The organism is Colwellia sp. C2M11 (genome assembly GCF_018860915.1).
Taxonomy (GTDB): Bacteria; Pseudomonadota; Gammaproteobacteria; order Enterobacterales; family Alteromonadaceae; genus Colwellia.
Genome location: NZ_JAHKQD010000015.1, coordinates 170,555 through 196,889, shown reverse-complemented (window position 1 = coordinate 196,889; position 26,335 = coordinate 170,555). Strand labels below are relative to the sequence as shown.

Genomic DNA, 26,335 nt, shown 5'->3' with positions numbered 1-26,335 from the left:
ACAACAATTAATGTTTATCACCCTAAAAAATTCAGTGCCAATGAGTGTTTGGTTTATGTTGCTATCAGCATTAGGTTTTTCCTTAATGGCAGCTTGTGTCAAAGAGGTTAGCACTTTAGGTATTCCTGTTTTTGAAATTGTCGCTGCAAGGGCAGCTGTTTCAGCAGTGATTAGCTATGTTGATGTTAAACGAAAAAATATTCCGCTGTGGGGTAATAATAAGCCGTTGTTAATTGCTCGAGGTACCGTTGGTACTTTCGCTTTGATGTTTGTGTATTATGCGGTAACTACTTTACCGTTAGCCGAAGCAACGTTATTACAATACTTACATCCTGTCTTTACCGCTATTTTGGCGTTATGGTTTTTAAAAGAAACGATACAACGCTCAACTGTCGCTTGTATTTTAATCAGCTTACTTGGTTTGTTGATCATCATTTATCCCAACTTAGCTCAGGAAAGTTTAGTTCAGGAAAGTTTAGTTCAGGAAAGTTTAGTTCAGGAAAGTTTAGCGCAACCTAACTTACTCTTAAACCCTCGCATACAATACTCATGGTTAAGCATTAGTGCCGGTGTTTTGGGGGCTTTTGGGAGTGCCGTTGCTTATATTTTGGTTAAGAAATTAACGGTAACTGAGGATAGTTCAGTAATCATATTCTACTTTCCTCTCGTCGCTTTTCCTGTGTCGATGCTTATGCTGGGTAGTGATTTTGTGATACCTAGCTTAACAGCAACAATATTATTGATTTTAGTGGGAATATTCACCCAAGTAGGTCAAGTAGGACTAACAAAAGCATTACACTGTGCTGATGCTAATAAAGCAACAGCTTATTCTTACGTACAAGTACTGTTTTCAGTATTTATAGGTTGGGCGTACTTTAGTGAAATACCTATGACGACCACCATTGTTGGTGGGGGATTAATCATGGTAGGAGCATTAATCAACGTATTGTGGAAGCGATAATGAGTAGTAAAAACTTTCATTAATACGTATTTATCTTTTATCGTGGGCTAGCAGTAGCTGCTTATGTTCAGCATTATCTGTTTGTTGTAAATACAGTGATACTTCTTTGTGAGCTTGTCGAAAATGTTTATATAGGTGAGATTTTAGTTCTTTTTTTACCTGCTTAACTTCAATGCCCTTTATTACACAAAATAGCGCTAATGCGTAAACGGTTTCTAACTCGGGTAGTGCTGATTGTCGGTTTAGGTTACGGTTGTTACATGAGCCGCAACCCCCTTTAAACTGATAAGCTGTATTAGCAAAAATAACACCAAACCCCATAAAACAAGCCACTAAGTCAATGGTTTGTGGCAATACTTCTTTACCGCCAGGGGCATAGGTGTTTGTTGAGTTGTTAGCGTCATAATGAGTAGCATTATGTTGATGCACCAAAATACTTGCTTGTATTTGTACTAAATAAGCAATTAAATCTTGAGGTTGATTAAGTTGACTAGCATGAAAAGCAATGTCGATAGTTGGTGTTGTGTCATTTATGCTGCTTACTTTACAGCTAATGTGACAGTTTTCACCACGAAGTCTTGAAGCAAATAATAGTTGTGGCATGGGTTTTTGAATAAAGCGCTCAGCAGACACCAGTTTTATTGGCCAAGCGGTCATTCCAGCATACTTCATCGTATTTGAAAAAATCGTATTAGCCATTTCTTCTACGCTGCTTGAACTACCGGGATAGAAGGTATTGTTCGGCAATACTAATTTACTGTCATTTGTAAAAAACTCACCATCGAGTTCAGTAATACACCAAGCAAAGGTATCAAAAATCCATGCTTTGCTTGTTTCATCAATAACGGGTTTTGTTTTAAAAAAAGTGGATAACATTAATAATTGCCTTTAGTTATTGCTGCATATATTCAGTTGCTAATTTTTAGATTTTTTCATTAGCATCGGTATTATAAACAAGGTTTAAAAATAGTTAACTAAAGATTATTTTTTTGGGTTTGGCAGATTCAATCTCGAAGTGTATAACGATTAAGCAGCTATAGCTACCATGTACTTAGTCATTAATTGATCTGGAGTTTTAGATTGATAAATTCAATTACTTGGGGTGTCATCTTGAGTACTTCGATGCATCAATTCTACGCTGTTACACTAGCTTTTAGGTTTGCTTAATATAGTGATTTTCTTGAGGGGTGTGTTTTGGTTTTTTTTACGATGAATCAATTGTATTGTATATCGCTATCTTGAGGGTTTGTTTAGTATGGTGACCGTGTAGTCCGGTATTTCGAGATAGCTCGCTATTAATCGTTGATTGACTAACACTGAGTAGCGCTGCAATTTGATTTTGACTTATAACACCTTTATTTAAGGCATAAATCTGGCATCGTTCTTCATCGGTCAGTTATTTATTTATATGTTTTCATTGGTGCATTTCTTGCCGGAGAAAAAGCGATTAGCATATACTCAGCTGACCAATTTTTCGGCCTATTCAAGTGATGCACTTATTATTTGAATCCAAGTTTGAGTAAAACCTCTAATTATGTAAATATTATGTACTTGATAATATTTACATAATTGTTATTAACATCCATTTTCCGAAGTTAATCGTATTACAGCACAACAATGTTTAGTTCTTAGATAAGTATAAAAGAAGTATAAATAAGCAAATACAGAAAATTGACAGGTAGTTAGTTTTTCAATCTGTAGTTTATTAAATGGGGACTTATGCGTATTAAGGAGTACTAATGCAAGAACATGGTTCTTTTAAAATAGAAGTAATTGATCAAACATTAATTATTAAATGCTTTGATGCTTGGAATGTTGAAACAGTGATAAGGCTTTGTCGAGAATACAAAGAACATGTTGAAGGCATAAAAGACAAACCTTGGGCGTGTTTAGTTGACTTAAGTCAATGGGAGTTGTCTACGCCAGATATGTGGGATGAAATTAATAAATTAAATGAATGGGGAAATATTAATAATCAAAAATATGAAGCGGTTATTTGTAGTATGTCTCTTCAACAAATGTTGATGGAAGAGAGCCATACGGTATTAACTAATGTTGAAACAAAATTTTGTGACAATATGGAACAAGCATATAATTGGCTAAATAGTGTTGGTGTATTAAAATTTTAGCCAAAAATAAATTAAGCGAAATGTTACCATACACCAAATAAATACAGGTGCCTGACACTTAATGGTAAAGTCTAATGCTTATGGTGACTAAGAAAGTTAGATTGGTACTATCCGCGGCTTTTTAATCGTTAAGTATTATCAATATGATTATGGAAAATAAGACAAATATTATATCCCCTTGTGTAGGCCAATGTGGCTTAGATGAAAATGATATGTGCATAGGTTGTTGTAGATCCAAGTTGGAAATTACAAATTGGATGAGGAAATCTGACGAGGAAAAATTAGCAATAGTTGATAGGTGTAAAAAGGATGTTGCGCTAAATTTGCAAAATCGTTGATAACCTAATTTGTATAAACTCTTACTATTGATAACGATCTGGCAAGACCACCTTCCCATTGTAACTTACTACTTTATTGACAGGACTAACAGCCAAAAGGATTAACGTGATTTCGAAATTACCTCGTTGGGTAGAATATGGTTCATTTATACTTGCACTGGTTGCAGGGCTTGTTAACTCAATTGGGTTGTTAGGCTTTAAGCACCAATCAGTTTCTCATTTGTCAGGTACCGCGACACTTTTTGGTACTGGCATGATTAATTCAGATTTCGCTGATGTTAGCCATTTAGCGTTAGTATTACTGAGCTTTCTTTTAGGCTCTGTTATTTCCGGATACTTTATACGCAGCGGCTCGTTAAAGTTGGGGCGTAATTACAGTGGCTTGCTGCTGTTAGAATCTACTTTTTTGTTTAGCTCTATTTATTTTTTATCAGACAATTACTCTCTCGGTCACTATTTAGCTTCTGCAGCTTGTGGATTACAGAATGCGTTAGCAACGACCTATAGTGGTGCTGTGATCAGAACAACCCATGTTACTGGTATATTTACCGATTTAGGCATCATGATCGGCTCTAAGTTAAGAGGAGAATATTTTGATAAGAGAAAGGGGTTATTGTTTTTATTAATCATTCTTGGATTTATTGTTGGTGGCTGTTGTGGCGCTTATCTTTTTAGTTTTTTCCACTTTTATGCGCTTATTGTTCCCGCCAGTATTTGTTTGTTGCTCGCATTGTCTTATTCTATTTATAATGCTAAATCCATTCTAACAAAGAATAATAAATGATGAGAGCAGTATTAAGAAAAAAAATAATAGATATTTGCGATAAAAAAATCGCCAGTAAAGGTGATAATGTTGGGTTATCATTTTATGCTTTTTTTGCTAATAAAAATGATAATCCAGCACTTTTAATGGAAGCGGCAACTTGGTGGATTCAAACACATCAGTTAGATCACTTTGAGAAGGCGCATAAAATAAAAACTATGGTTGAAAATAATATCTAATTACTATTATTTTAAATAACTTTTCTTAGCAAAGAACAATGAGCACTAATATTCAACAAGTAAACCTTCAGCTTTAGCGAAGGCTTACTTGCTTTATTAAACTCACTAAAACTTTCCAGACTCTCGTTGCACTAAAAATGCTTTAATTTCATCTCTAGAGCTTAGGATATGTTGTTTTAATTTTGCGACAGCCTTGTCTATATCGCGTGCCTGACAAAAAGCTAATAATTCAGCGTGTTCAGGACCTGCTTTAGATATACCACCAGCCCACAGCAAGTGCATGCGTATATATCGATCTGCATTTTTATTTAGAATGTTAACTAAATCAGAAGTTTGCGGTCGTTTAGCGCCGGAATACAAACAATTATGAAAACTTGAATTTAATTCACTCCAGGTATTTGCAGCATTTTCTTTACCTAAAGCGCTATCCAATTTAATTAATAACTCATTGGCCTCTATTAAAGCTTCATCCGTGATATCCACTAAAGAGGCAGCAAGTAAGTCGCCTTCAATCATTGCTCTTAATTCGAATAATTCATCGACTTGATCAAGGTTCAAGCTAGTAGCACTTGCACCTTTATGAGGCTCAAATGAGACTAAACCTTCAGCTTCAAGCTGTAATAATGCTTCTCTAACAGGGATGCGGCTAACGTTTAATTCGTCTGCTAAAGCGGCTTGACGCAGTGGTTGGCCAGCAATTATTTCCCCACTAAGTATTTTTTCGCGTAAAACTTCTACAACGAGTTGGGTACGAGTTTTGTATTCAATTGCCATTATTTTATGCCATTGTTTGCTGTTATTGTTATTAGGTTTGAAGGGGATTCTGTTTTATCCAATTCATTATAAAGATATTATCAACGAAAAAAAGAGTCATGGAGAAATCTTTAACTTGGCGAAGGTTTATTGAAGGAAGTTATCTTATTATTTTATTTAAATGACTCCTCATTAATTTATATATTAATATCTAGCAGAGTCTAGTGATTGATAATTTAACTTGTTACTACTGTATTTATTTCATTGGCTAGTAATAAAAAATTTTGATGATACGCAAATATCATGGTACTGTATATTAATACAGTTAAGTTGTCAGGGTATTATGAATTTATTTGAATCATTTTTAGCAGAGCCTATCAATATTCTGCCTCAAGATGGTGTGGTTAATTTCTACGGCGAAATAATGACGCAAGCAGAGGCTGACTTTTATTTTGAACACTTATTGAGTGAAGTCGACTGGCGCTGCGATCAAGCTATTATTCTTGGAAAATTAATCGAAACTAAGCGAAAAGTGGCTTGGTACGGTAATTCAGGTCAAAAAGAGCCTTTTAGTTATACCTACTCAAATACAACTAAATATTCGTTACCTTGGACAGATAACCTTTATTACCTAAAAGGAGTTGTCGAGCAAAAAACAAATGAAACTTATAATACTTGTTTACTTAATTTATATCATAGCGGTGCTGAAGGAATGGCTTGGCATAGTGATGGAGAGCAAGATCTTAAAGATAATGGCGCAATTGCTTCGTTAAGTTTTGGTGCCGAACGGAAGTTTTCTTTTAAGCATAAACATAATAAAGAAGTCGTCTCATTACAGTTAAAGCCAGCTAGTTTATTAGTAATGAAAGATGAAACTCAAAAGCATTGGTTACACCGGTTACCACCAACTAAAAAAGTGCACGAACCAAGAATTAATTTAACCTTTAGAACAATACAGCAATGAATATACGCTAACACTATGCTATTGATTATTTTCAATATTGTTACCGCGGTAGGTTGGATTACTTATTTTAATAATTCTGCGATTTTTCAAATTAGCGCGACTAATATCTTCGGCGTAATATTTATCTAATATTGTTTTAATTTCTCCATTAGCTATTAACTTACGTAATCCTATTTCTAGGCGTCGAGCAATACGAGGCTCTTGTGGTGATATATAAATATGAGTGGCCATTGGGAGGTATAGCGCTAGAGTTGGCTCTACAACAATATTCTTTAAATCGGGCTGGCGGCTTTCAAGTTCATCATAAGCTTCGTAGATCGCTCTAGGAATATAATCAAATCGAGAGCGTTTTAACATTTGAAATAAACCTTCAAAATTATGTGTTGTTGTTACTTTTAATCCATGACTTTCAAATACCTTTGTTGTTGCCCAATGGTGCTGAAGCCCAGCATTAAGTTGACTTAAGTCGTCGAGGTTCTTAACTTTGCTAAAAAGAGCAAGCTGTGACTGATGAACGAGTAATAATCGGTAGTTAAGTAGGCCTTGCCTAATAGGAATTTTAATCGTGATTACTTCGTTACCCCATGCTTCATCACTTGGTCCTATATAAGCATTAATATTTTGGTTTCTTTTAAGCGATATAAAGGCTCTTTTAGGCGTCATACTCATTTCAATCGGCTCAAATATAAAAGGGCCAAATTCTTCAGCTGTTATTTGAAGAGCGCGAATAATCACCTCGTTTTTATGCTTGGATCTTTTATCATCTACTAATAATGGCTTGAGCAATTTTATAGTATCAACTGCCACGACAATTGGGGTAAAGCAAAATAATAGGAAAGTAAATAACTTTATTGGGTTAATTAATTTGATAGTTTTCTCCTTTATATTCACGATATTTCAAAGGAATATAAATTCATAACACTGTATTACTTAGCTGCTATATATACGTATTTTTACCTACATGTAGAAAGTATAGCTCTATTATGGCAAATACGTTTAATCGTTAAGATCTATTCAGTCGTTAGTCTTTTAATCGTTTTATCAAATATGTGTTGTCGCTAGGATAAATACTCATCCATTTATCCGGTTTTATGTTTTAACAAAGCTTTGTCTATACTTATGTATTAATGACGAATGAAGCTTTAGTTAGCTACTTTTTATTATATTTTACGTGGAGTGATGGCTGAAATTATTTATTGTGTTTATTTTCACCATATTTTATTTGATAGTACAATATTTACGCGTATAGTAACTGGTCGGATGTTTCTTTTATGACTTATAATGGAGTTAATAAGTATGTATTTTAAATTGAACAGTTTAAAAATCGCCCATAAAGTTGTTATTGGTTTTGTTGTAATACTATTGTTATTGTTTTTTTCTAGTATTAGTTCTATTGGTATTTTAAGTGATATTAAACAAGCATCAGCCAAGGTAGATGACTTTGCTTTACCTATACAGAAGTCTGCTAATACAGTACAAAAGCAGTTATTAAAGCAAGCAAAATCGTCCTCTTTTATTCCAACCTTAACGACTATTAATAAAATAGAGCAATTAAAAAAAGCATTTGCAGAACAGGGGCTTTTGCTTATTGAGCAGAAAAAAGCAATTGAAGAAATGCTTTATATGTTTCCTAATATCGATCGATTAGATCGCTTTAATAGCGCTTATGAGCAGTACTCTAATGCTGTTTCTGCAATGTTTACCCATAAATTATCTGTTATACAGCAAACGGAGTACTTTATTGAGCAGCAAAAAAAACTTGATGATGTTCTTTATGAAGCTGGCGCTGTATTGGGCGATTTAACTTACTTAGATGACCCTGATAACCAAGAAAAAATCGATAGAATTTCTGGCTCAGCCAGCCAGGTTGAGGGCTTTGTTTTTAACCTAACCGATGCAACTAAAACTATTTTAGCAATTAATACGCTCGAAGAAGTTGAGGAGTCTCAAGAGGCAATTGATTTTGCGATAAGTAATATTGAACAATATTCCAAATTCTTAATAGACTTAGGTAAAACATATAATACCAATGGTGTTATTGAAACCTTTATTGACGAGTTTGAAAAATCTAAAAAAATGCTTAAAGGTAAAGACAATCTATTTGAGTTAAAAAGAATACAACTGCAAGAAAAAAATGCGTTAAATCATGCTTTTAATAATTCAGAATTACATATTAATAATTCTATTAATGCGATAGATATATTCTTACAAACTGTAGATAAAAACTTAACACAGTTACAAATGGGGATTGTGGATAATGTTGATCAAGGAAACCTCGAAACTATCACCATTTTTGTGGTGTTATTTATTGCAGGTATTGTTGTTGCTGTGACAACTATTAGATCGATGATTTCACCGTTAAAGAAAATCAATATCGTGTTGTCTCAAATTGCTAAAGGAGACTTATCTAGAGAATTAACCGTTGCTTCTGATGATGAATTTGGTGAACTGTCTAAAAATGTGAATATTGTCGTTGCCGATTTGCGCAAACTCATTGGTAATATTTCCGAAAATACTCATGTATTAAATGATGCGGCAGAACAATCGAACCAACGCATAGAGGAAGTAACAGACTCTTTAGCCATTCAAAAGCAAACGATAGAGCAGGTCGCAGTACAAACATCTGAGTTAGGGCAAAGTGCAGATCACATCTTATCAAAAGCAAATAATGCAGAAGAAGATATGACCAATGCATTGCAACAGAGTAATGCGTTAGAGAAAACCGCAAAGACAACCAATGAACGAATGCAAAATTTAGCACTTATGTTGGATCGCACTACTGATGTTATGTCGGTCTTACAACAAGAGTCCGCTAATATTAGTAGTATTTTAGATACTATTCATAGCATTTCTGATCAAACAAACTTATTAGCATTAAATGCTGCTATTGAAGCGGCTAGAGCAGGAAACGCAGGTCGAGGTTTTGCCGTTGTTGCCGACGAAGTGCGCTTACTTGCAAGTAGAACTCAAGCATCAGCTACAGAAATTCAAAGTATGATTGAATCCTTACAACATCAAACTGAAAAAGCAGCATCAGACATTAGCCAAGGCAAAGATGAGGCGAATAACTGTCAAAGTTATACTAATGAGCTATTACAAACATTGTTATTAATTACCGAGGCAATAAAGAACATACATGAAATGAGTGGGGATATTTCCCAATCAGCGACTCAACAAAATGCGTTAAGTAATAACATAAGCCATAGTATTCAAGAAGTGTTGGGCTTAAGCCGACAAAGTAGTGATAAGTCAATGTCAACCTTAACTTATGGTAACCAAGTTGCTGAATTAGCTGAAAAATTAGAAAGTTCTATCGATACGTTTAAAATGTCATAATTGCTTTTAATATTAATTATTCGTATCAATCTTATTGTTTAATATTAAGAATTTAATCTCATTATTGTGTAGGTTTAACTTAATTAACTGATAGGTAATGAGCTTTATGGTAGTTTATTAACAAATTTATTACTGAGATATGAAATGAAATTATTCACAACACTTACTTCTATCGTTTTCTTAGTTGGTGTATCACTTTCACCAACAACTTTTGCAAATAACGACCGAAAGCTAGTTATTGATGAACACCAAATAACGCAACATAGCACTAAGATAAATGGTCAAAAAATCAAATATAGTGCAACTACTGGTACTCAACCAGTATGGGATGAAGAGGGTAATCCTACTGCAAGCCTTTTTTATACTTACTATCAACGCACCGATATTAAAAATAATAGCAAACGTCCGTTATTAATCTCATTTAATGGTGGCCCAGGTTCAGCTTCCGTGTGGATGCATGTTGCTTATACTGGTCCCAAAGTACTGAATGTCGATGATGAAGGTTACCCACTGCAACCTTATGGCGTTAAAACTAATCCTTATTCTATTTTAGATGTAGCTGATATTGTTTTTGTCAACCCAGTGAATACTGGTTATTCAAGAGTTCTACCTGATAAAGACGGTAAAATGCCGAGTAAAGAAGAACAAAAAGCCATGTTTTTTGGCGTTAATGCTGATGTTAAATATTTAGCTGAGTGGGTTAATACTTTTGTTACTCGTAATAATCGCTGGCGTTCTCCAAAATATTTAATTGGCGAAAGCTATGGTACGACGAGAGTTTCTGGTTTGGCTTTAGCACTTCAACAACAGCAATGGATGTATGTGAATGGTGTTATTTTAGTCTCACCAACAGATATTGGTATTAAACGTGAAGGCCCGGTGAAATCAGCTAATCGTTTACCTTATTTTGCAGCTGCAGCTTGGTATCACAATGCTTTACCAGCACAATATCAAGCCAAAGACTTAGATGAATTATTACCTGAAGTAGAGCAATTTACGATAAATGAATATATGCCAGCATTAGCAAAGGGTGGTTTTATTTCAAGTGATGAAAAACGCAAGATCGCAAAATGGGTGTCTATGTACTCAGGTTTGTCTGTTGATGCGATAATAGCAAATAATTTAGATGTAAATAATAACTTTTTTTGGAAAGAGTTATTGCGCGATAGAAAGCAAACGATTGGTCGTTTAGATTCACGTTATTTAGGAATTGATAAAAAAGTTGCCGGCTCTCGTCCAGATTATAACGCAGAGTTAACATCGTGGTTGCATAGCTTTACGCCAGCGATTAATTATTATTTACGTGAAGAGCTAAATTACAAAACAGATGTTAAATATAATATGTTTGGTAATGTACATCCATGGGATCGTAGTAATAACAATACGGGTGAAAATTTACGTTTAGCCATGGCACAAAACCCGTATTTAAATGTGATGATTCAATCAGGTTACTTTGATGGCGCAACTAATTACTTCGATGCAAAGTATACTATGTGGCAATTAGATCCTAGCGGACAAATGCGTGATCGTTTATCGTTTAAAGGTTATAGAAGTGGTCACATGATGTACCTTCGTCATGAAGATTTAAAGCAATCAAACCAAGATGTTCGTCAATTTATTCAGCAAACATTACCAGCAGAAGGTGAAGCTGCGAAGTATTAATATCATGTTGGTTGTTAGTTGATGTTAACTCAGGCATTTGAACTGAAGTTAGTTAACTAATCCAAAAAAGTTAGGTATTATTTTAGGGGCATTATTGCCCCTTTTTTTTAAACTAAATTCATATAAACAGTTTATTCTTATATCACCTGCTTCTATGTAAAAAGTAAACTAATGCGCTAAAGAATTGTTTTAGTTGATAGAAGTAACGTGATTGAAAGATTATTTATTTTCATGATCTTTTATGTCATTTCTATTTACATTTTTTATGTTTTTCATACTTGCAAGCATTCTAAAAATCCTTTTAAATTAATTGTCGATTGGTTATTTATCGAGCACTTTAAATAAGGTTTTTATTAATGAGCTAACTAAGCATTATTGATGAATATCATGATAGATGAAACCTTGTTTATGATAGATAGTAACAATGAGTAGTAAACTCGACTTGTCATCACTGCTTTTTCAGTGACAATTTAAAAGATACTTTTTACGAGGTGTTAAATAATGAAAAGACAGAAAAGAGATCGGTTAGGAAGAGCGCATTCAAATGGTTACCAAGCGGGTTTAAGTGGTAAGTCAAAGGAGCATTGCCCTTATCAATGTATTGATGCTAAATCTGAGTGGCTAGGAGGATGGCGTGAAGCAGTAACTGATAGAAATATGGGCTTATTCAGATGATAGTTGACGCCAATAGCTCTACTTAAGTCTAGGTAAACAGCCTTAATTATGCTTAAGATGCTGAATATACTTTGTACAATGATTGATATCATCACGTGTTGATATCATCACGTGTTGATATCAATCATTAACGTCAATATTTACATCAACATGTATATTGATACTACCTATAGCTTAATACCTACCTATTTCCACACACATTGCAGCTTTGTTGTTTTTTCATATTAAATTGTTGCCACTGATTTGTTAAACCATCATATAAGTTTAACTGATTAATTTGAGTGTTATTTTCATTGCCGTCAGCTGTTAATATCTTTATTGCTTGTAAGGCTTGCATACCACCAATAATGGCAAGTACTGGGCCTAATATACCAAGTGTTTGGCAATTATTCGTTGGTGCTTTTATTGATGCTGGAAATAAGCAATGATAGCAAGCGCTGTCTTTATTTCGAGGGTCAACAAGTAGTTGTTGACCGTCAAACCCTGTTGCGGCACCTATTACTAAAGGCACAGTATGTGTGACACAAGCTTGATTAATTAAATAACGTGTTTGAATGTTATCCGAGCAATCTAAAACTAAATCGACTTGTGGAACATAATAATCGCACAATTCTTGGTCTAACATTTCATCAATGGCTTCAATATTACTATCCGGAAATTGTGTACTAAGTTTCTCTGCGGCAACATCTGCTTTGTTTTGATTAATATCTTGTTCGTCGAACTGTATTTGGCGTGGTAAGTTGCTCAGCTCTATATTATCACCATCAGCAAGATATAAGGTACCAACACCAGCAGCAGCTAAATAGAGGCTAACAGGATTACCTAATCCGCCTACACCAACAATGAGTACTTTGGCATTTCGCAGTGCTACTTGCCCTTGCTCACCAATTTTATCCATCATTATTTGTCGTGAATACTTAAGTTGCTCTTGCCTTGTTAACACTGTGTTACCTTTAAATTTTTAAGTGAAAGCGAATAATTTATTTGTTTATGTTTTGATATTGTAACGTCAATAAAGGTAAGTGCGCACAGCACTGGCTTTAAATTGTAAATATACTTGTTGATTAATATTAAGTGCCAACCTTTGTTGTGAAAAAGTACTGATATTAATAAAGAACTCTTGTTCTATTTTACCTTTTACTGATATTGCAGTAATTAACACTTTGTTTTTCATGATATCAATTGAGGATATTTTGACAAAAAGGTGGTTCACGATGGATGAATTAATGGGCTCGGTTAATGAAATACTAATATCGCTGGCTAAAATAAAGCAACGCAGTGTTTCTTTGGTAAAGCTCTCATCAAGTGCAGGTAAATAGATATTTTCAACATCATTTAATGCTAATATTGCGAGACCTTGACCATTGTCCAAGGTTGTTATTGGTAAAGATAAACTGGTTTGTTGATGAATAATGTCATCGGCATCGCTGGTTACATCTGAATAGTTTAATTGATGGATCATGGTATGAATCGCATCATAACCAATTACCTTTCCTTGCGATAACACCAGTAATTTATCACACACTTGTTGAAGTTCATCAAGTGAGTGACTGACATAAAACATGGGTAACTGAAGCTCATCTTGAACTTTAAGCATTAAGCTTAATAAACTCGCTTTTGCTTTTCTATCAAGAGCGCTAAGTGGCTCATCAAGTAATAATAATATTGGTTCAGCTAGAATAGCACGAGCAAGTGCTACTCGTTGTTTTTGCCCACCAGAAAGTTCATGAATAGATTTATGGCGAAGGTTATCTAACGCTGTTAACTTAATGATTTCATCAAAGTTCAATCGATTATTCTTACAACGCTTAGTTGCAAACTTTAAATTATCGACCACATTTAAATGTGGAAACAAACGTGAGTCCTGAAAGACTAAGCCAATATTCCGTTGTTCTGCTTTGATGAATATGTTGCTGTCACTATTAATTAAGTCGATATTATTCAAAGTAATTGAACCGGTAATTTTTTTTTCTAAACCAGCAATAGCACGCAAAAGAGTTGATTTTCCTGAGCCAGAATGGCCAAAAATACCGGTAATACCTTCCAGTGATAGTCCCTGCTGAACCGTTAGTTGGAATGGTTCAAAACCATGTTGTTCAAAGCCAAGTTGAATATCGAGAAATAAAGGGTATGTCGTTTTTAATAAAGCATCGGTCATCTCTTCGCCTTATTCATTGTTTTTTTTCTTGGGTTATTCAATAGATAAATTGAGGCTAACAACACCATAGAGCCAATTAATAAACTAATTGCTAGCACATGAGCTCTAGCATAATCAAAGGCTTCAACATGATCAAAAAGGGCAATAGACAATACTCTGGTTTCACCAGGAATGTTACCACCAATCATGAGTATTACACCAAACTCACCTACGGTATGAGCAAAGCCTAAACTGGCAGCAGTAATAAAACTTGCCTTGGTTATAGGTAACACAATATTAAAAAATCTATCCATAGGGCCAGCGCCTAGCATTGCTCCAGCTTCTAGCAAAGGGTCGCCTAGTTGCTCAAACGCTTTTTGTAGGGGCTGCACTACAAAAGGCATAGAGTAGAGCACAGAGCCAATAACAATAGCTGAAAAACTAAAGGCGAGTTGTTGTCCTGTTGCTTGTTGCCAAAGCTGCCCAGGTAAATGTTGTGGTGAAAATGCAATAAGTAAATAAAAGCCGAGCACCGTTGGCGGTAACACTAAAGGTAAGGCGACAATTGCTTCAATAATAACTTTAAAACGACTGCGCATTTTAGCTAAATACCAGGCTAGAGGGGTACCAAGAATTAGTAAAATTAAGGTTGTTAAGGCCGCCATTTTCAACGTGGTTAATAAGGCCAGTACATCAGAATTTATCATGTTACGGTTGCTCTATCGCCGCATAGCCAAAATTAACAATCTTTTTTTGCACACTGGGTGACAGTAGGTATTCACTTAATTTTTTTGCGTTATCGACATTTTTACTGTTTTTTAGGATGACAAGTTGCTGCTCTATTGGCTGATGATAATCTGAAGGGATAACAGCGCCAGCTAAGTTATTTAATACCAGTTGGCTATTGGCTATTAAACCGTTGCTTACTGCTTGTGTACGAATCTGTGCAAAAGTTTGGTTGATATTGATGCCAACAACAAGCTTGTTTTGGTATGGTTGCCATAGCCCTAAGTGCGCTAAAGTCTCTTTAGCAGCTTTGCCATAAGGAGCGGTATCTGGGTTTGCAATAGCAAAGCGTTGGTTTTCTTTTTGAGATAAATACTGCAAATCTTCTAAACTTACTGTTGAATTCATTGAGAATAGCGCTAATTGACCTAATGCATATGTTTTTCGGCTCTTTGCAATGATCAAATTTTGCTGTTCAAGTTTTGCCGGTCTAATGCTATCAGCAGCGAGAAAAATATCAAAAGGCGCACCATGCTGAATTTGTATAAACATAGCACCAGTTGCACCACTAATAATTTGAGTCTTGATACCGGTTTGTTGATGAAAATCTATTAAAAGTTCTTTTAATGGGGTAGTAAAGTTGGAAGCAACGGCAATGCGGAGAGGGTGATTATTAGTATTGGTTTGCTCTGCTTTATTCGCACTCAGGGCTTGGTTACTCAGGATGATGCTAATGCTGAGTATAACTAGGACTATTTTATTAGTAAGCGATTGAGTAAATGAATACAGTTTCATTGATTAGTTATCCTTTACCAAACGGCTGCTTTACTTTGATCACTTGATTTAGCGTCTAACCACTTAACACCATCTTTATTAGCTTCTTTTTTCCAAAAAGGTGCCTGTACTTTTAAGTAATCCATAATAAATTCATTGGCAGCGAATGCATCTTTGCGATGTTGGCTAGTTACTCCAACAAACACAATTTGCTCACCAATAAATAGCTCTCCAATACGATGAATTACTTTTACACGTCCAATGTCCCAGCGCTCTTTTGCTTGATGAATAATGGCTAATAATGATTTTTCAGTCATCACTGGATAATGCTCTAGGGTTAAACTAGTAACACTTTTACCTTCGTTTTGATTACGGACACGACCAGTAAAAGTCACCACAGCGCCATCAGTCGCATTATTTTTTTCAAGTAAGGCAACTTCATCTGCTAGGCTAAAATCTTCGGTTTGTATTGATATTTCGGAGTAATTAGTTGCTGTCATCTTATAACTTGCTCTGCTATATAACTAAATAAGGTCATTATTGATAAATGGTTGAGTTATCCACCGGTAACAGGTGGGAAAAAAGCCACTTCATCGCCAGTGTTAACTATGTGTTCATCATTAACCATGTCGTGATTCACGGCAGACAGTAATGAATCGTTAGTAAAAACTTGTTGCCATTGCTCATCTGTACTCGCCAGTTGTTTTTTTACATCGGCGACCGTAGTTAATCCTTGGCTATTTATTGATAACTCACTGCAATTAAGCTGCTCACGTAAAGCGGCAAAAAAAACGATTTTTATCATGATGTTCTCTCTTTTTATAAAAGTAAGTAAATGATCACTTACGAATAAGATCTCATTTTAAAAGCTACTTTGAATAATTTTTTCTATAAAGCCTGCCAATGTCCTGACTTACCACCTTCTTTAGTTAATACTTTAATATTGCCAATTTCCATTGCAGGATCAGCTGCTTTACACATATCAAATAAAGTTAAACAAGCAACTGATACCGCCGTTAATGCTTCCATTTCAACACCGGTTTGCCCCGTTAAACGACAAAGGCTTGTAACCTGCACTTGTGAATTTTCTTCATCTAAACTGAAATCAACTTGTACTTTACTTAGCATCAATGGATGACATAAAGGAATTAAATCACTACACTTTTTGGCTGCTTGAATACCGGCAATACGAGCAACGGCAAACACATCGCCTTTTTTATGTTTACCGGTGGTAATTAATTCAAAAGTCGCGCGATTCATACTTATAACACCTTGCGCTGTAGCGGTACGTGAGGTCATCGCTTTTTCGGTCACATCAACCATATTAGCTTCACCTTGTTGATTGAGATGGCTAAGTGTTGGCGATGATGATGTTGTTGAACTACTCATTAGTTACGTGTCTCGCATTGGTCAGCGCTAATATTTAAATGAGGCACAAAGTTACACGGCTTATGGCTAGCATCTAATTGTTCTTTGATTACCTTATCCCAGGCAGTTTTACATGCGTTAGTTGAACCTGGTACACATAAAATGACAGTTTTATTTGCCATACCACCTAAAGCGCGCGATTGAATTGTTGATGTACCTATTTCACCTAATGAAACATGGCGAAATACTTCACCAAAACCTTCAATATTTTTATCAAATAATGGCATTAATGCTTCAGGTGTATTATCTCGATCGGTAAATCCAGTACCACCTGTAGAAATAATGACGTTAATACTATCATCAGCAATCCATTTAGAAACTTGAGCTCGCAGTTGGTATATATCATCAATAACAATCGCTTTATCTACTAGTGTATGGCCTGCAGTTGTGAGTCGTTCGACTAATGCTTGACCAGAAGTATCATTGTCTTCTGTGCGAGTATCTGAAACAGTTAATACTGCAATATTTAAGGGAATGAAAGTTGTGCCGCCATGTGCTGACATAAGTTATCCTTTTACGCTATCTGTTTAAATTAATTGGTTAAAAGTTAAGCTGCTGCTTTGCTTGTTGCCATTGTTCGGGCGTATTTGTATTAAATAAAACAGCTTTATCATTAATCGGTATTGCTTGATGTGGAATGTTTTTTAACAAAGCTTTGATTGAAGGGCCTTTTTTCGCCTCTCCGTTATTAAGCTGTATATGTTCATTTGTTAAGTTATCTGCAAACGTGTGTGATAAAAATAATTCAACATAAGCGCTGTTCGGTAAGTAGAGAGGGATGTTATGACCTTCGAAGTATGTTGCTTTTTGGCTTAATTCACCTTTAACACGTAAGTCAGTTAAGGCTTTTGCGGTCATAAAAGGTAAATCAACAGGCAGTATTAATAATGACTTCGCATTTGGGTACTTGGCCAAGACACTGAAAATTCCTCCAACAGGTCCACACCGCTTTATTTGATCGGGGATATCATAATGATCACCACTAACAACAATGTTATTAATACCTGAATTAGTCAGTGTTTGCTTAGAAAAGGCAAGCATAGACTGCGGTGAATTATTTCCTCTAACTAACTTGGCTTTATCATTGCCCATACGAGTAGATAAACCACCAGCAAGTACGACTCCTAAGCATTCATGATTTAATAGTGTCGTGTCTATCGGTGCTGTGTTTACAATGTTATTCATACTAACCACCTAACATGGCTAAATGTTTTGTGCCGCCAGTAAGTTTATCATGTAGGAAGTGAGTTGCCTTTTTATCACCTAATAAAGACAATATTTGTGCTTGTAATGGTTCAATATCATCACATTGTAATTGTTCGCGTAAAGATAAACCGTTTTCGCTGAATAGGCACAAATGTAATTTTCCTGATGAACTCACTCGTAAGCGATTACAACTGCTACAAAAATCTTTGGAGTAGGGCATAATTAGCCCAATACGGCCTTGATAGTCAGGATGATAAAACTCTTGTGCAGGCCCCGCAGACCTGTCTTGTAGTACGGGTAACCAGCCATCAAGAATTAAGTTTTGTTTTATACGAGAGCCTTGCACATGCTGTGCATCAAAAAAGGCTTTATTATCGCCCGTTTGCATTAACTCTATGAAACGTAGGGTGACCGGAGTATCTTTTAGCCAATCTAAATAGCTTTGAATATCGTAGCCACTGTATTCGCGCATTAATACTGTGTTCACCTTAACCGTTGGGCGTCCATCAGCTAAGGCCAAATCGATACCTTTTAAAATAGTATCGAGTTTGTCATGCCCCGTAATGGCATGGAACTTACGCGGATCTAAGCTATCGATACTGATGTTGATGGCATCAATTCCTGCATCTAACCAATGTGGTAAATGGTCAGGCAATTTAAAACCATTGCTAGTGATAGCAACTTTTTTAATACCTTGAGTTTGCTTACAAGCATGGATGATCTCAGGAAGATCTTTACGAAGTGCTGGTTCACCACCAGTGATCCTAATTTTCTCCGTACCTAAGCTAGCAAACGCAGACGTGAGACGTTTTATTTCTGAAAGCGAGAGAAAGTCACGTGGTTGATCACACTGATAACCGTCAGGCAGGCAGTAAGTACATTTGAAATTACAAACGTCCGTAATCGATAGGCGTAGGTAATAAAACCTACGGCCAAAATTGTCTTTTAACATATCACCTTTCCAAATGTAGGGAGGCTAACGCGTTTCCTTGTTAACCCTGGCAGTAAATTGCTATCAATAAATTATCTAATGAAAACAATTACTACGGCTTTAAATAACATAGCCTACTTTTATAAAGTACGGTGTTAGCTATTTAAGCTCGGTGTAAAATAATTATATAGTCTTATGACTCAAGAAAAAGTATACCATTTAATAGCCTGCATAATAGCACTTTTTGACTTCCTGTCTTAATCTGTCTATAGACAATAAAAAGCCCAATTACTTTTGTCACTAATTAGGTAATAATAGTGGCAATATGCTCTTTTAATTATTGATAAATAATTAAAAGATGTTTCAAGGTATTCAAAAAATAAAAAATTAAGTGAGATTGTCATGTCTGATTGTTGTTCAGCTCCTGGTTTATTACCATTTGAGGATGCGTTAGAAAATTTATTGTCACAAATAACGCCGGTGACCGAAACGTTAACTTTACCAATTTCACAGGCACTTAATTATGTTTTAGCTCAAGAAATTGCTAGTCCACTAAATGTTCCTAATCATGATAATTCAGCAATGGATGGTTATGCTTTTGCTATTGAGAGTTTTCAAACCAGTAAAGTATTAACCTTAATAGGGCGCTCTATGGCAGGATCGCCTTTTGAAGGTGAATGTAAATTAGGGGAGTGCATTCGTATTATGACTGGCGCAAAAATGCCTGAGAGTTGTGATAGTGTTGAAATGCAAGAAAATGTGCAAGTGGATGACAACAATATTACCTTTCTTAATGAAAAATCATTTGGCTCTCATGTGCGTAAGGCTGGTGAGGATATTAAATTAGGTCAGCCTGTTTTTAGCCCAGGGCATAAACTATCGGCCATAGATATTGGTATTTTGTCTTCATTGGGTATTAGTGAAGTTCAGGTTTACCGCCGAGTAAAGGTTGCGCTAATTTCGACCGGAGATGAGCTGAAGCTCCCTGGGCAAATATTAGCGTCAGGTGATATTTACGAGAGTAATAGCTTCGTTTTACGTGGCATGTTAGAAAAATTACATATTGAAGTGATTGACTTTGGCATTATTGAAGATGATTTCGATTTAATCAAGGCAGCTTTTGTTAGTGCCGATAAGCAGGCAGATGCGGTTATTTCATCTGGTGGTGTTTCCGTAGGAGAAGCAGACTATACTAAAACGGTGCTTGATGATTTGGGGGAAATTGGTTTTTGGAAAATTGCCATGAAACCGGGGAAACCGTTTGCTTTTGGCAAGTTACCCAACAGTATTTTTTTTGGTTTACCAGGAAATCCAGTCTCAGCGTTAGTTACTTTTCATCAATTAGCAATGCTTGGTTTAACTAAAATGCAAAATGCAGAACCGCTAAAGCGTACTTATTTAAAGGTGAAATGTGTTAAGGATTTGAAAAAATCACCTGGTCGTATGGATTTTCAGCGAGGTGTGCTTAGTGTTAATGACCAAGGCGATAATGTTGTTGAATCAACTGGTTCACAAGGCTCCGGTATTTTATCAAGTTTAGTACAGGCAAATTGTTTTATCGTGTTACCCGCTGAGCAGGGCAAAGTTAAGGCGGGAGAAGTAGTAACGGTACAGTTATTTGACCAATTTATAACGTAAATCAATTACGTACAATGCCCTATAGTTTGTTATGTAGAGAAAATATAAAAACCTAGTTATTAAGGTTTAGTGATCATTATTATTGTGTGTGCATGGGGAAATAGAAATGAAATATGAACTTAGTTTTTGTTCAATAAATATTCTTAATGAAAATATAGCGGAAGTCATTGTGAATAAATCCGTTGAAATATCGATAGAAATGGTAGAGGAATATGATGAGTTTTTATCAACACACTTTTCGAGTAATTTTGGTTTGCTTATTAATAAAATTAATCATTATGATTACTCCTTTGAAGCAAAATTAAGCATTGCATCCCATGAAAATTTAAAAGTTATAGCGGTTATTAACTATAGCGATGAAAGTGAAGCCTTAACCCAAAAAATGAACGATCTAAGAGCTGTAGATCGTTGGAATTTAAAAAATTTCTCAGGTATAAACTTAGGTTGGCAAGATGGTTTTGATTGGTTAACAAAAGAGTTATCAATGATTAGTTGATAACTCTTTTGTAGCTTTATAGGTATTACCAAATAGCTAAGTTATTACAGTTGAGCAAAACACTTAGCGGCAGCTTCTAAGGTTTTTTCAATAATATCATCGGTATGTGCCATTGATAAAAAACCAGCTTCAAAAGCTGATGGTGCTAAATAAACACCATGTTCAAGCATCAAATGGAAGAAACGGTTAAATTTAGCCTGGTCACATGCCATGACTTGCTCAAAGCAAGTGATAGGGGTTTCATCACTGGTAAAAAAGAAACCAAACATCGCACCAACATAGTTAATATTTAAATCAATGCCATTTCTGTCTGCAGCAGCTTTTAAGCCCATTGCTAATTTCTCGGTAGCATCGCTTAATTGCTGATGCTTATTACCTTGTGATAATTCTGTTAATGCAGCTAAACCTGCCGCCATAGCGATTGGGTTACCAGAGAGAGTACCTGCTTGATATACTGGGCCAGTGGGGGCAATGTAATCCATTATTTCTTTTTTACCACCAAAAGCACCAACAGGCATACCACCACCAATAACCTTACCTAATGTAGTTAGGTCAGGCTTAATGTTGTAATGTGCTTGCGCACCACCTAAAGCAACACGGAATCCGGTCATTACTTCATCAAAAATAAGGACAGAATTATACTGATCACAAACCGCACGTAAGCCTTCTAAAAAACCTTGTACAGGAGGGATACAGTTCATGTTGCCCGCAACAGGCTCAACAATAATACAAGCAATTTGATCCGGATATTTAGCAAATATTTCCTTAACTTCTGATAAGTTATTATAGCTAACCGTTAAGGTGTGTTTAGCAAAGTCTTCAGGAATACCTGGAGAGTTAGGTACACCTAATGTTAAAGCACCAGAGCCTGCCTTTACTAATAATGAATCGGCATGGCCATGATAACAACCTTCAAACTTTAATATTTTATCACGGCCAGTAAAACCTCGAGCTAAGCGAATAGCGCTCATCGTTGCTTCAGTACCTGAGCTAACCATACGTAAAGACTCCATCGAAGGAACTAACTCACGTACTTTTTCTGCCATGGTGATTTCTAATTCTGTTGGCGCACCAAAACTTAAACCATTTTGGGCGGTAGTAATAACAGCATCTAAAATAGCTGGGTGGTTGTGACCTAAAATCATAGGTCCCCAAGAGCCAACATAATCAATGTAAGCGTTATCGTCAGCATCATAAATATAAGCGCCTTCTGCACGTTTTATAAACGAAGGTGTGCCACCAACGCTGCTGAATGCACGTACTGGTGAATTAACTCCACCTGGAATAACACTTTTGGCTTTAGCAAATAATTGCTCAGAATTACTTGTTGAAAGGTTTGTTGTTCCACTCATAGTAAAAACCCTTTTTGGTTTGTTGGTTAATGGATGGCCTTGCATGGACAAGGTGCCATTCATAAAATTTGTTAATTAGCGTTTATTTGTGTGCCAGTTTACGCTTTTTTCATATTGCGTTAGTTGATCCTCAACACCTAAAGTTAACGCAAATAGTGCCATTCTTACTAAAACACCATTTTGTGCTTGTCTAAAAATCGCTAGGCTGTCTAAATCATTTAAATCAATGTCGAGTTCATTGGCCTCGGGGCGAGAATCTCTTGGTAGAGGGTGCATAATAACCGTATTTTCACGGCAATACTTTTGATAAACGCTTTTGTTTAAACTGAAATGTCCACGATATAAATCGGCTTCATCTTTACTGGCAAAGCGCTCTTGTTGAATACGAGTTTGGTAAATAACGTCGCAAGATAAATTGCCTGCCATGGTATCCGTAATCACGACTTGATGACCTGCATTTTCTAAAGCAGAAACAACACTGTCCGGCATTTGTAGTGCAGTTGGAGATACCATAGTGACTTTAACGTTATTGTAAAGACTGAGTAGTTTCGATAAAGAATGTACTGTGCGACCGTGTTTTAAGTCACCCATCAATACTATATCAAGGTTATCTAACCCTTTTTGATAATGCATCATTTCAGACTGTATGGTGAATAAGTCCAATAATGCTTGTGTTGGGTGCTCATTAGCCCCATCACCACCATTAATTACCGGAACAGTACTACCTTGTGCAAACTGCTCAACAGAATGCATTTGTGGGTGGCGCATGGCAATAACATCGCTATAACCACTTATAACTTGAGCGGTATCAAGCAATGATTCACCTTTACTTAATGATGAATTTTCTTGGCCGACAGTTTCACGAACAAAGCCGCCTAGTAAGTTAAAAGCCGTACCAAAGCTAACACGTGTTCGGGTGCTTGCTTCAAAAAAAAGATTGCTTAAAATAGCGCCATCAAGCACAGTGCAACGCTTTTGGCGCGCAGCATAAGGTGCCATTTGTGCTGATACGTCGAGTATCTTTGCAATTGCGTCACGATCAAATTGGGATACTGAAAGTATGTGATTACCTTGGAATTTCATCATTTTGAGAAGTCTAGCCGTTAATTAATGAATCACGAAAAATTTGCAGAAATATAGCATAAATTGACAAAACTTAGAATGTTATATCAAGCTATTTCGCTTTAATTGTTTTAGATAATACTACCCATAAAACGGTTTAACATACGCCAAAATGATGACAGCTAGCAACATGAATACAGGTATCTCGTTAAATATTCGATAAAACTTGCCTGGTCGCGTATTTTTATCTTGCTGGAAGGTATTTACCAATTTAAAGCAATAACCGTGATAAATCACCAGAAGAATAACGAAAGTAAGTTTTATATGCAGCCACTTGGCAGCAGCAAACCAATGAGCGCCGTAGGTATAAATTAATATTAAGCCAAGCACTATCGTTAATATGGCAAAAGGCGTGACAAAGTAAAGTAAACGTTTCTCCATTCCTTTTAGTTGTTGTGATACTGACTCAGTGGTTGTTTCTGCATGATTTACAAATAGTCGAGGTAAGTAAAATATACCGGAAAACCAAGCGACCATAAAAAAAACATGTAAGGCTTTAAACCAGAGAATATTGCTCGCTAAAAATTCATTCATGAATCATTCTTCCTTTCAAATACTGATTCTTTTTCATCAACATATGGTGGTAATACCCCAGCAATTAATTTGCCGTGAACTAGGTATTGTCTAATTTGTTCAAAGGTTACCATACCAATCATATTATTTATATTTTCTTGGTAAATATAGACGCCACCACAGCGCTTTTTAACCAGTAGTAAATAAGCTTCAGCTAAGGTTGCTTGATGCGATAAAGGAATCAGTTGATGTAATGTCATTTTCTCTGATACTTGATATTCAGACGTATGGTGTTCTGATTGCGCATCGTCATGTAACGGGATGGTCACTAATGGTATATCCTCGTTAAACTCAGCCCAATGATAATTAACTTCGTCAATCACTTGTTTGTTCTTCATTACCTTTTTAACGGTTTTATTAACTACAGGCGTTTTATTATCAACAGTTAACATAATGCCGGCGATAGCCTTGATAGAAGCTTGCTGGGTATATTCTATTTTTTTTATCATCAAACCGAGCACGCCAATTTTTTGTAAGGTTTTTTCAATAGGCGGTTTACGATAAAGTAAACCTTGAATATCAAGCTGCATAGTAAATACTGAGCGATTTTTAAATAATTGGCCAGAAATAATACTAGAGATAGTAATAACTATCATGGCAGGTAAAATTATTTCTAATTGACCAGATAATTCAACTACTGCTAGTAATGCAGCTATCGGCGCATTTAAGCTGGCTGCCATAAATCCCGCCATTCCCATTAAAATAAAGTCATTACCGATATGTTCGCCAGGTAAAAATTGTGTTACTAGCGCACCACCTAATGCTCCTGTAATCGCGCCAATGCTAATAATTGGTCCAATAACGCCACCAGGAATGCCTAAACCTAATGCAAATGTAGTCATTAAGAATTTAGCTAATAAAAGACTGATTAATAACCCTACTTGCCAGTCATTGGTAAATGAAATATCAATAGCGCCAATACCAACACCCATAGCACCAGGGACAAAATAACCTAAAGCGCCAGTGATTACCGCAGCTAAAAGCAGTCTTGGTACAATATGATATTTATTACTATGTTTTATTACGCCAATTAAGGTTTTGTTAAAGGCGGCTGCTAGTGTTCCTAGTAAAACACCTAGAATGATCAAAGGAATATAATGTTGTGGTATTAACTCTATTTTATGAAAATATTCAAAGTCTTGAGATACATCAAAAACACTTCGAGTTACTAATGAACCGACTAAAGACGCCAACATCACAGGGATAAATATATGAACTTTATACTCCCTCATAATGACTTCCATTACAAAGAGTACTGCGGCAATAGGGGTGTTAAATGTTGCTGAAATACCCGCAGCAATACCACAAGCACATAAAATACGAATACTGTTATAAGGTAGCTTCAATACACTTCCTACATAACTACTGGCCGCAGCGCCTAGATGTACAGCGGGTCCTTCACGTCCAACAGAAAAACCTGATGCAAGCGCTACAGCGCTGCCAAAAAATTGATTCAGTGTATTTTTAAAAGGAATAACACCATGGGCAACCTTTAGTCGATGTAGCACAAATGGGATACCTGTTCTTAAGTATTTATACCCCGTTAGCCAACCAAAAAGTAGAATGATAATTGCACCTATAATGGGTAAGTCAAAACGACTTACCCCATCTAAGGTGATATAATTATCGCGCTTAACCAAATAGAGCTGTTGGATTTGCTCTGTGGTTAAGGTAAATAAAATCACTAAGAGTGCTGATGCAAAACCTCCGACAATGGCAAGTATACAAATTTGCCATGAAGTCTTGGGTAACGCTAAGTTTTTTCTAATTGTGCTAATATAGCTCATGGTTAAAAAGTGGGCTTCTTTGTTTTGTAGATAGCATTTATCGATATCGTTTTAGTAAATAAATTACCAATAAGTTTAATTCTTTAAGGTTATTGTACGTTACAAATGAATTGCTTAGCAAAAATAAATCTAACCATTGCCACTAAGTAGAGAAGGCCTGTTAAATCGGCATTTATATCCTGATTTTCAAGCGAGAATATTAGAAAAAATCTCACCTAGCAGAGTTATATCAACAAGCAGTAAGCCAAATTGAAGCTGCTAATATTTTAGAGGCTGAACTGGCCGTTAAGCCATTAGTATGTTATCAACAAGTGATGGTGTCACAATAAAACCGATAGCGTAATT

At 35.8% G+C, this 26,335-nt stretch carries 29 protein-coding genes and 1 riboswitch; of the genes, 11 read left to right on the top strand and 18 right to left on the bottom strand.

Annotation, left to right across the window (positions count from 1 at the left end; all coding sequences use genetic code 11):
- The first annotated feature begins 10 nt into the window (after nucleotides 1–10).
- On the top strand, nucleotides 11–961 hold the full coding sequence (locus tag KO509_RS05525) for a DMT family transporter (RefSeq protein ID WP_252727400.1): 951 nt from the start codon (nucleotides 11–13) through the stop codon (nucleotides 959–961).
- Nucleotides 962–991: 30 nt separating this feature from the next.
- On the opposite strand, the gene KO509_RS05520 is transcribed toward KO509_RS05525, so the two are convergent.
- Nucleotides 992–1,837, bottom strand: a complete 846-nt coding sequence (locus KO509_RS05520; RefSeq protein WP_215972272.1) for a hypothetical protein — start codon at nucleotides 1,835–1,837, stop codon at nucleotides 992–994.
- Between the two features lie 328 nt (nucleotides 1,838–2,165).
- Nucleotides 2,166–2,357: a helix-turn-helix domain-containing protein gene (locus tag KO509_RS05515; RefSeq protein ID WP_215972304.1), complete on the bottom strand. Its 192-nt coding sequence runs from the start codon at nucleotides 2,355–2,357 to the stop codon at nucleotides 2,166–2,168.
- A gap of 343 nt (nucleotides 2,358–2,700) precedes the next feature.
- Between KO509_RS05515 and KO509_RS05510 the strand changes: the two genes are divergently transcribed.
- The 4 genes from KO509_RS05510 to KO509_RS05495 all read left to right on the top strand — a co-directional run bounded on the left by KO509_RS05510 (nucleotide 2,701) and on the right by KO509_RS05495 (nucleotide 4,430).
- On the top strand, nucleotides 2,701–3,090 hold the full coding sequence (locus KO509_RS05510) for a hypothetical protein (RefSeq protein WP_215972271.1): 390 nt from the start codon (nucleotides 2,701–2,703) through the stop codon (nucleotides 3,088–3,090).
- A gap of 143 nt (nucleotides 3,091–3,233) precedes the next feature.
- Nucleotides 3,234–3,428, top strand: coding sequence for a DUF1289 domain-containing protein (locus KO509_RS05505; RefSeq protein ID WP_354668412.1), 195 nt, complete (start codon nucleotides 3,234–3,236; stop codon nucleotides 3,426–3,428).
- A gap of 106 nt (nucleotides 3,429–3,534) precedes the next feature.
- Entirely contained in the window at nucleotides 3,535–4,212 is a 678-nt protein-coding gene (locus KO509_RS05500) for a YoaK family protein (protein ID WP_215972270.1), read from the top strand.
- Complete coding sequence (locus KO509_RS05495) at nucleotides 4,212–4,430, top strand: DUF6500 family protein (protein WP_215972302.1); 219 nt, start codon at nucleotides 4,212–4,214, stop codon at nucleotides 4,428–4,430. Before KO509_RS05500 ends, KO509_RS05495 begins: the two co-directional genes overlap by 1 nt.
- Nucleotides 4,431–4,535: 105 nt before the next feature.
- Here KO509_RS05495 and KO509_RS05490 read toward each other — a convergent pair whose 3' ends face one another.
- Nucleotides 4,536–5,204: a GntR family transcriptional regulator gene (locus KO509_RS05490; RefSeq protein ID WP_215972269.1), complete on the bottom strand. Its 669-nt coding sequence runs from the start codon at nucleotides 5,202–5,204 to the stop codon at nucleotides 4,536–4,538.
- 322 nt (nucleotides 5,205–5,526) lie between these two features.
- Between KO509_RS05490 and KO509_RS05485 the strand changes: the two genes are divergently transcribed.
- Nucleotides 5,527–6,147, top strand: coding sequence for an alpha-ketoglutarate-dependent dioxygenase AlkB (locus KO509_RS05485; RefSeq protein WP_215972268.1), 621 nt, complete (start codon nucleotides 5,527–5,529; stop codon nucleotides 6,145–6,147).
- A gap of 18 nt (nucleotides 6,148–6,165) precedes the next feature.
- On the opposite strand, the gene KO509_RS05480 is transcribed toward KO509_RS05485, so the two are convergent.
- Nucleotides 6,166–6,933: a hypothetical protein gene (locus KO509_RS05480; protein ID WP_215972267.1), complete on the bottom strand. Its 768-nt coding sequence runs from the start codon at nucleotides 6,931–6,933 to the stop codon at nucleotides 6,166–6,168.
- A gap of 510 nt (nucleotides 6,934–7,443) precedes the next feature.
- On the opposite strand from KO509_RS05480, the gene KO509_RS05475 reads away from it, so the two are divergent.
- The 3 genes from KO509_RS05475 (at nucleotide 7,444) to rmf (ending at nucleotide 11,820) form a co-directional block, all read left to right on the top strand.
- Complete coding sequence (locus tag KO509_RS05475) at nucleotides 7,444–9,483, top strand: methyl-accepting chemotaxis protein (protein ID WP_215972266.1); 2,040 nt, start codon at nucleotides 7,444–7,446, stop codon at nucleotides 9,481–9,483.
- A 144-nt stretch (nucleotides 9,484–9,627) separates the two neighbouring features.
- Complete coding sequence (locus KO509_RS05470) at nucleotides 9,628–11,145, top strand: carboxypeptidase (RefSeq protein ID WP_215972265.1); 1,518 nt, start codon at nucleotides 9,628–9,630, stop codon at nucleotides 11,143–11,145.
- Nucleotides 11,146–11,646: 501 nt separating this feature from the next.
- Nucleotides 11,647–11,820: a ribosome modulation factor gene (gene rmf, locus KO509_RS05465; protein WP_215972264.1), complete on the top strand. Its 174-nt coding sequence runs from the start codon at nucleotides 11,647–11,649 to the stop codon at nucleotides 11,818–11,820.
- Nucleotides 11,821–12,001: 181 nt separating this feature from the next.
- Here the strand turns inward: rmf and KO509_RS05460 are convergent, their stop codons facing one another.
- The 10 genes from KO509_RS05460 to moaA form a co-directional block, all read right to left on the bottom strand.
- Nucleotides 12,002–12,763 (bottom strand): HesA/MoeB/ThiF family protein, encoded by a 762-nt coding sequence (locus KO509_RS05460; protein ID WP_215972263.1) that lies wholly within the window; start codon nucleotides 12,761–12,763, stop codon nucleotides 12,002–12,004.
- Nucleotides 12,764–12,829: 66 nt separating this feature from the next.
- Complete coding sequence (modC, locus tag KO509_RS05455) at nucleotides 12,830–13,978, bottom strand: molybdenum ABC transporter ATP-binding protein (RefSeq protein ID WP_215972262.1); 1,149 nt, start codon at nucleotides 13,976–13,978, stop codon at nucleotides 12,830–12,832.
- A complete protein-coding gene (modB, locus tag KO509_RS05450; RefSeq protein WP_215972261.1) occupies nucleotides 13,975–14,664 on the bottom strand; it encodes a molybdate ABC transporter permease subunit in 690 nt (229 codons plus the stop codon). The genes modC and modB overlap by 4 nt, the downstream gene beginning before the upstream one ends.
- Nucleotide 14,665: 1 nt before the next feature.
- The gene (gene modA / locus KO509_RS05445) at nucleotides 14,666–15,478 is read right to left on the bottom strand and encodes a molybdate ABC transporter substrate-binding protein (protein ID WP_215972260.1); all 813 of its coding nucleotides are present in this window, start codon (nucleotides 15,476–15,478) and stop codon (nucleotides 14,666–14,668) included.
- A gap of 14 nt (nucleotides 15,479–15,492) precedes the next feature.
- The gene (moaE, locus tag KO509_RS05440; RefSeq protein ID WP_215972259.1) at nucleotides 15,493–15,957 is read right to left on the bottom strand and encodes a molybdopterin synthase catalytic subunit MoaE; all 465 of its coding nucleotides are present in this window, start codon (nucleotides 15,955–15,957) and stop codon (nucleotides 15,493–15,495) included.
- Between the two features lie 56 nt (nucleotides 15,958–16,013).
- Nucleotides 16,014–16,262 (bottom strand): molybdopterin converting factor subunit 1, encoded by a 249-nt coding sequence (moaD, locus tag KO509_RS05435; RefSeq protein ID WP_215972258.1) that lies wholly within the window; start codon nucleotides 16,260–16,262, stop codon nucleotides 16,014–16,016.
- 83 nt (nucleotides 16,263–16,345) lie between these two features.
- Entirely contained in the window at nucleotides 16,346–16,846 is a 501-nt protein-coding gene (gene moaC / locus KO509_RS05430; protein WP_215972257.1) for a cyclic pyranopterin monophosphate synthase MoaC, read from the bottom strand.
- Nucleotides 16,846–17,388, bottom strand: coding sequence for a molybdenum cofactor biosynthesis protein B (gene moaB, locus KO509_RS05425; protein WP_215972256.1), 543 nt, complete (start codon nucleotides 17,386–17,388; stop codon nucleotides 16,846–16,848). Before moaB ends, moaC begins: the two co-directional genes overlap by 1 nt.
- Before the next feature lie 37 nt (nucleotides 17,389–17,425).
- A complete protein-coding gene (locus tag KO509_RS05420; protein WP_215972255.1) occupies nucleotides 17,426–18,070 on the bottom strand; it encodes an NTP transferase domain-containing protein in 645 nt (214 codons plus the stop codon).
- A gap of 1 nt (nucleotide 18,071) precedes the next feature.
- Nucleotides 18,072–19,043 (bottom strand): GTP 3',8-cyclase MoaA, encoded by a 972-nt coding sequence (gene moaA, locus KO509_RS05415; protein ID WP_215972254.1) that lies wholly within the window; start codon nucleotides 19,041–19,043, stop codon nucleotides 18,072–18,074.
- A riboswitch (molybdenum cofactor riboswitch) is annotated at nucleotides 19,030–19,209 on the bottom strand. Its footprint overlaps the gene before it by 14 nt.
- Nucleotides 19,210–19,424: 215 nt before the next feature.
- On the opposite strand from moaA, the gene moeA reads away from it, so the two are divergent.
- Both moeA and KO509_RS05405 read left to right on the top strand, forming a co-directional pair.
- Complete coding sequence (moeA, locus tag KO509_RS05410; RefSeq protein ID WP_215972253.1) at nucleotides 19,425–20,660, top strand: molybdopterin molybdotransferase MoeA; 1,236 nt, start codon at nucleotides 19,425–19,427, stop codon at nucleotides 20,658–20,660.
- 106 nt (nucleotides 20,661–20,766) lie between these two features.
- Complete coding sequence (locus KO509_RS05405) at nucleotides 20,767–21,156, top strand: hypothetical protein (RefSeq protein ID WP_215972252.1); 390 nt, start codon at nucleotides 20,767–20,769, stop codon at nucleotides 21,154–21,156.
- A gap of 44 nt (nucleotides 21,157–21,200) precedes the next feature.
- Here the strand turns inward: KO509_RS05405 and hemL are convergent, their stop codons facing one another.
- The 4 genes from hemL to KO509_RS05385 form a co-directional block, all read right to left on the bottom strand.
- Nucleotides 21,201–22,508, bottom strand: coding sequence for a glutamate-1-semialdehyde 2,1-aminomutase (gene hemL / locus KO509_RS05400; RefSeq protein WP_215972251.1), 1,308 nt, complete (start codon nucleotides 22,506–22,508; stop codon nucleotides 21,201–21,203).
- A gap of 75 nt (nucleotides 22,509–22,583) precedes the next feature.
- Nucleotides 22,584–23,594 carry an aspartate carbamoyltransferase gene (locus KO509_RS05395; RefSeq protein WP_215972250.1) on the bottom strand — a complete coding sequence of 337 codons (1,011 nt, stop codon included), beginning with the start codon at nucleotides 23,592–23,594 and terminating at the stop codon, nucleotides 22,584–22,586.
- Nucleotides 23,595–23,711: 117 nt separating this feature from the next.
- Nucleotides 23,712–24,164, bottom strand: coding sequence for a CopD family protein (locus KO509_RS05390; RefSeq protein ID WP_215972249.1), 453 nt, complete (start codon nucleotides 24,162–24,164; stop codon nucleotides 23,712–23,714).
- Nucleotides 24,161–25,990, bottom strand: coding sequence for a chloride channel protein (locus KO509_RS05385; protein WP_215972248.1), 1,830 nt, complete (start codon nucleotides 25,988–25,990; stop codon nucleotides 24,161–24,163). The genes KO509_RS05390 and KO509_RS05385 overlap by 4 nt, the downstream gene beginning before the upstream one ends.
- Between the last annotated feature and the right edge of the window lie 345 nt (nucleotides 25,991–26,335).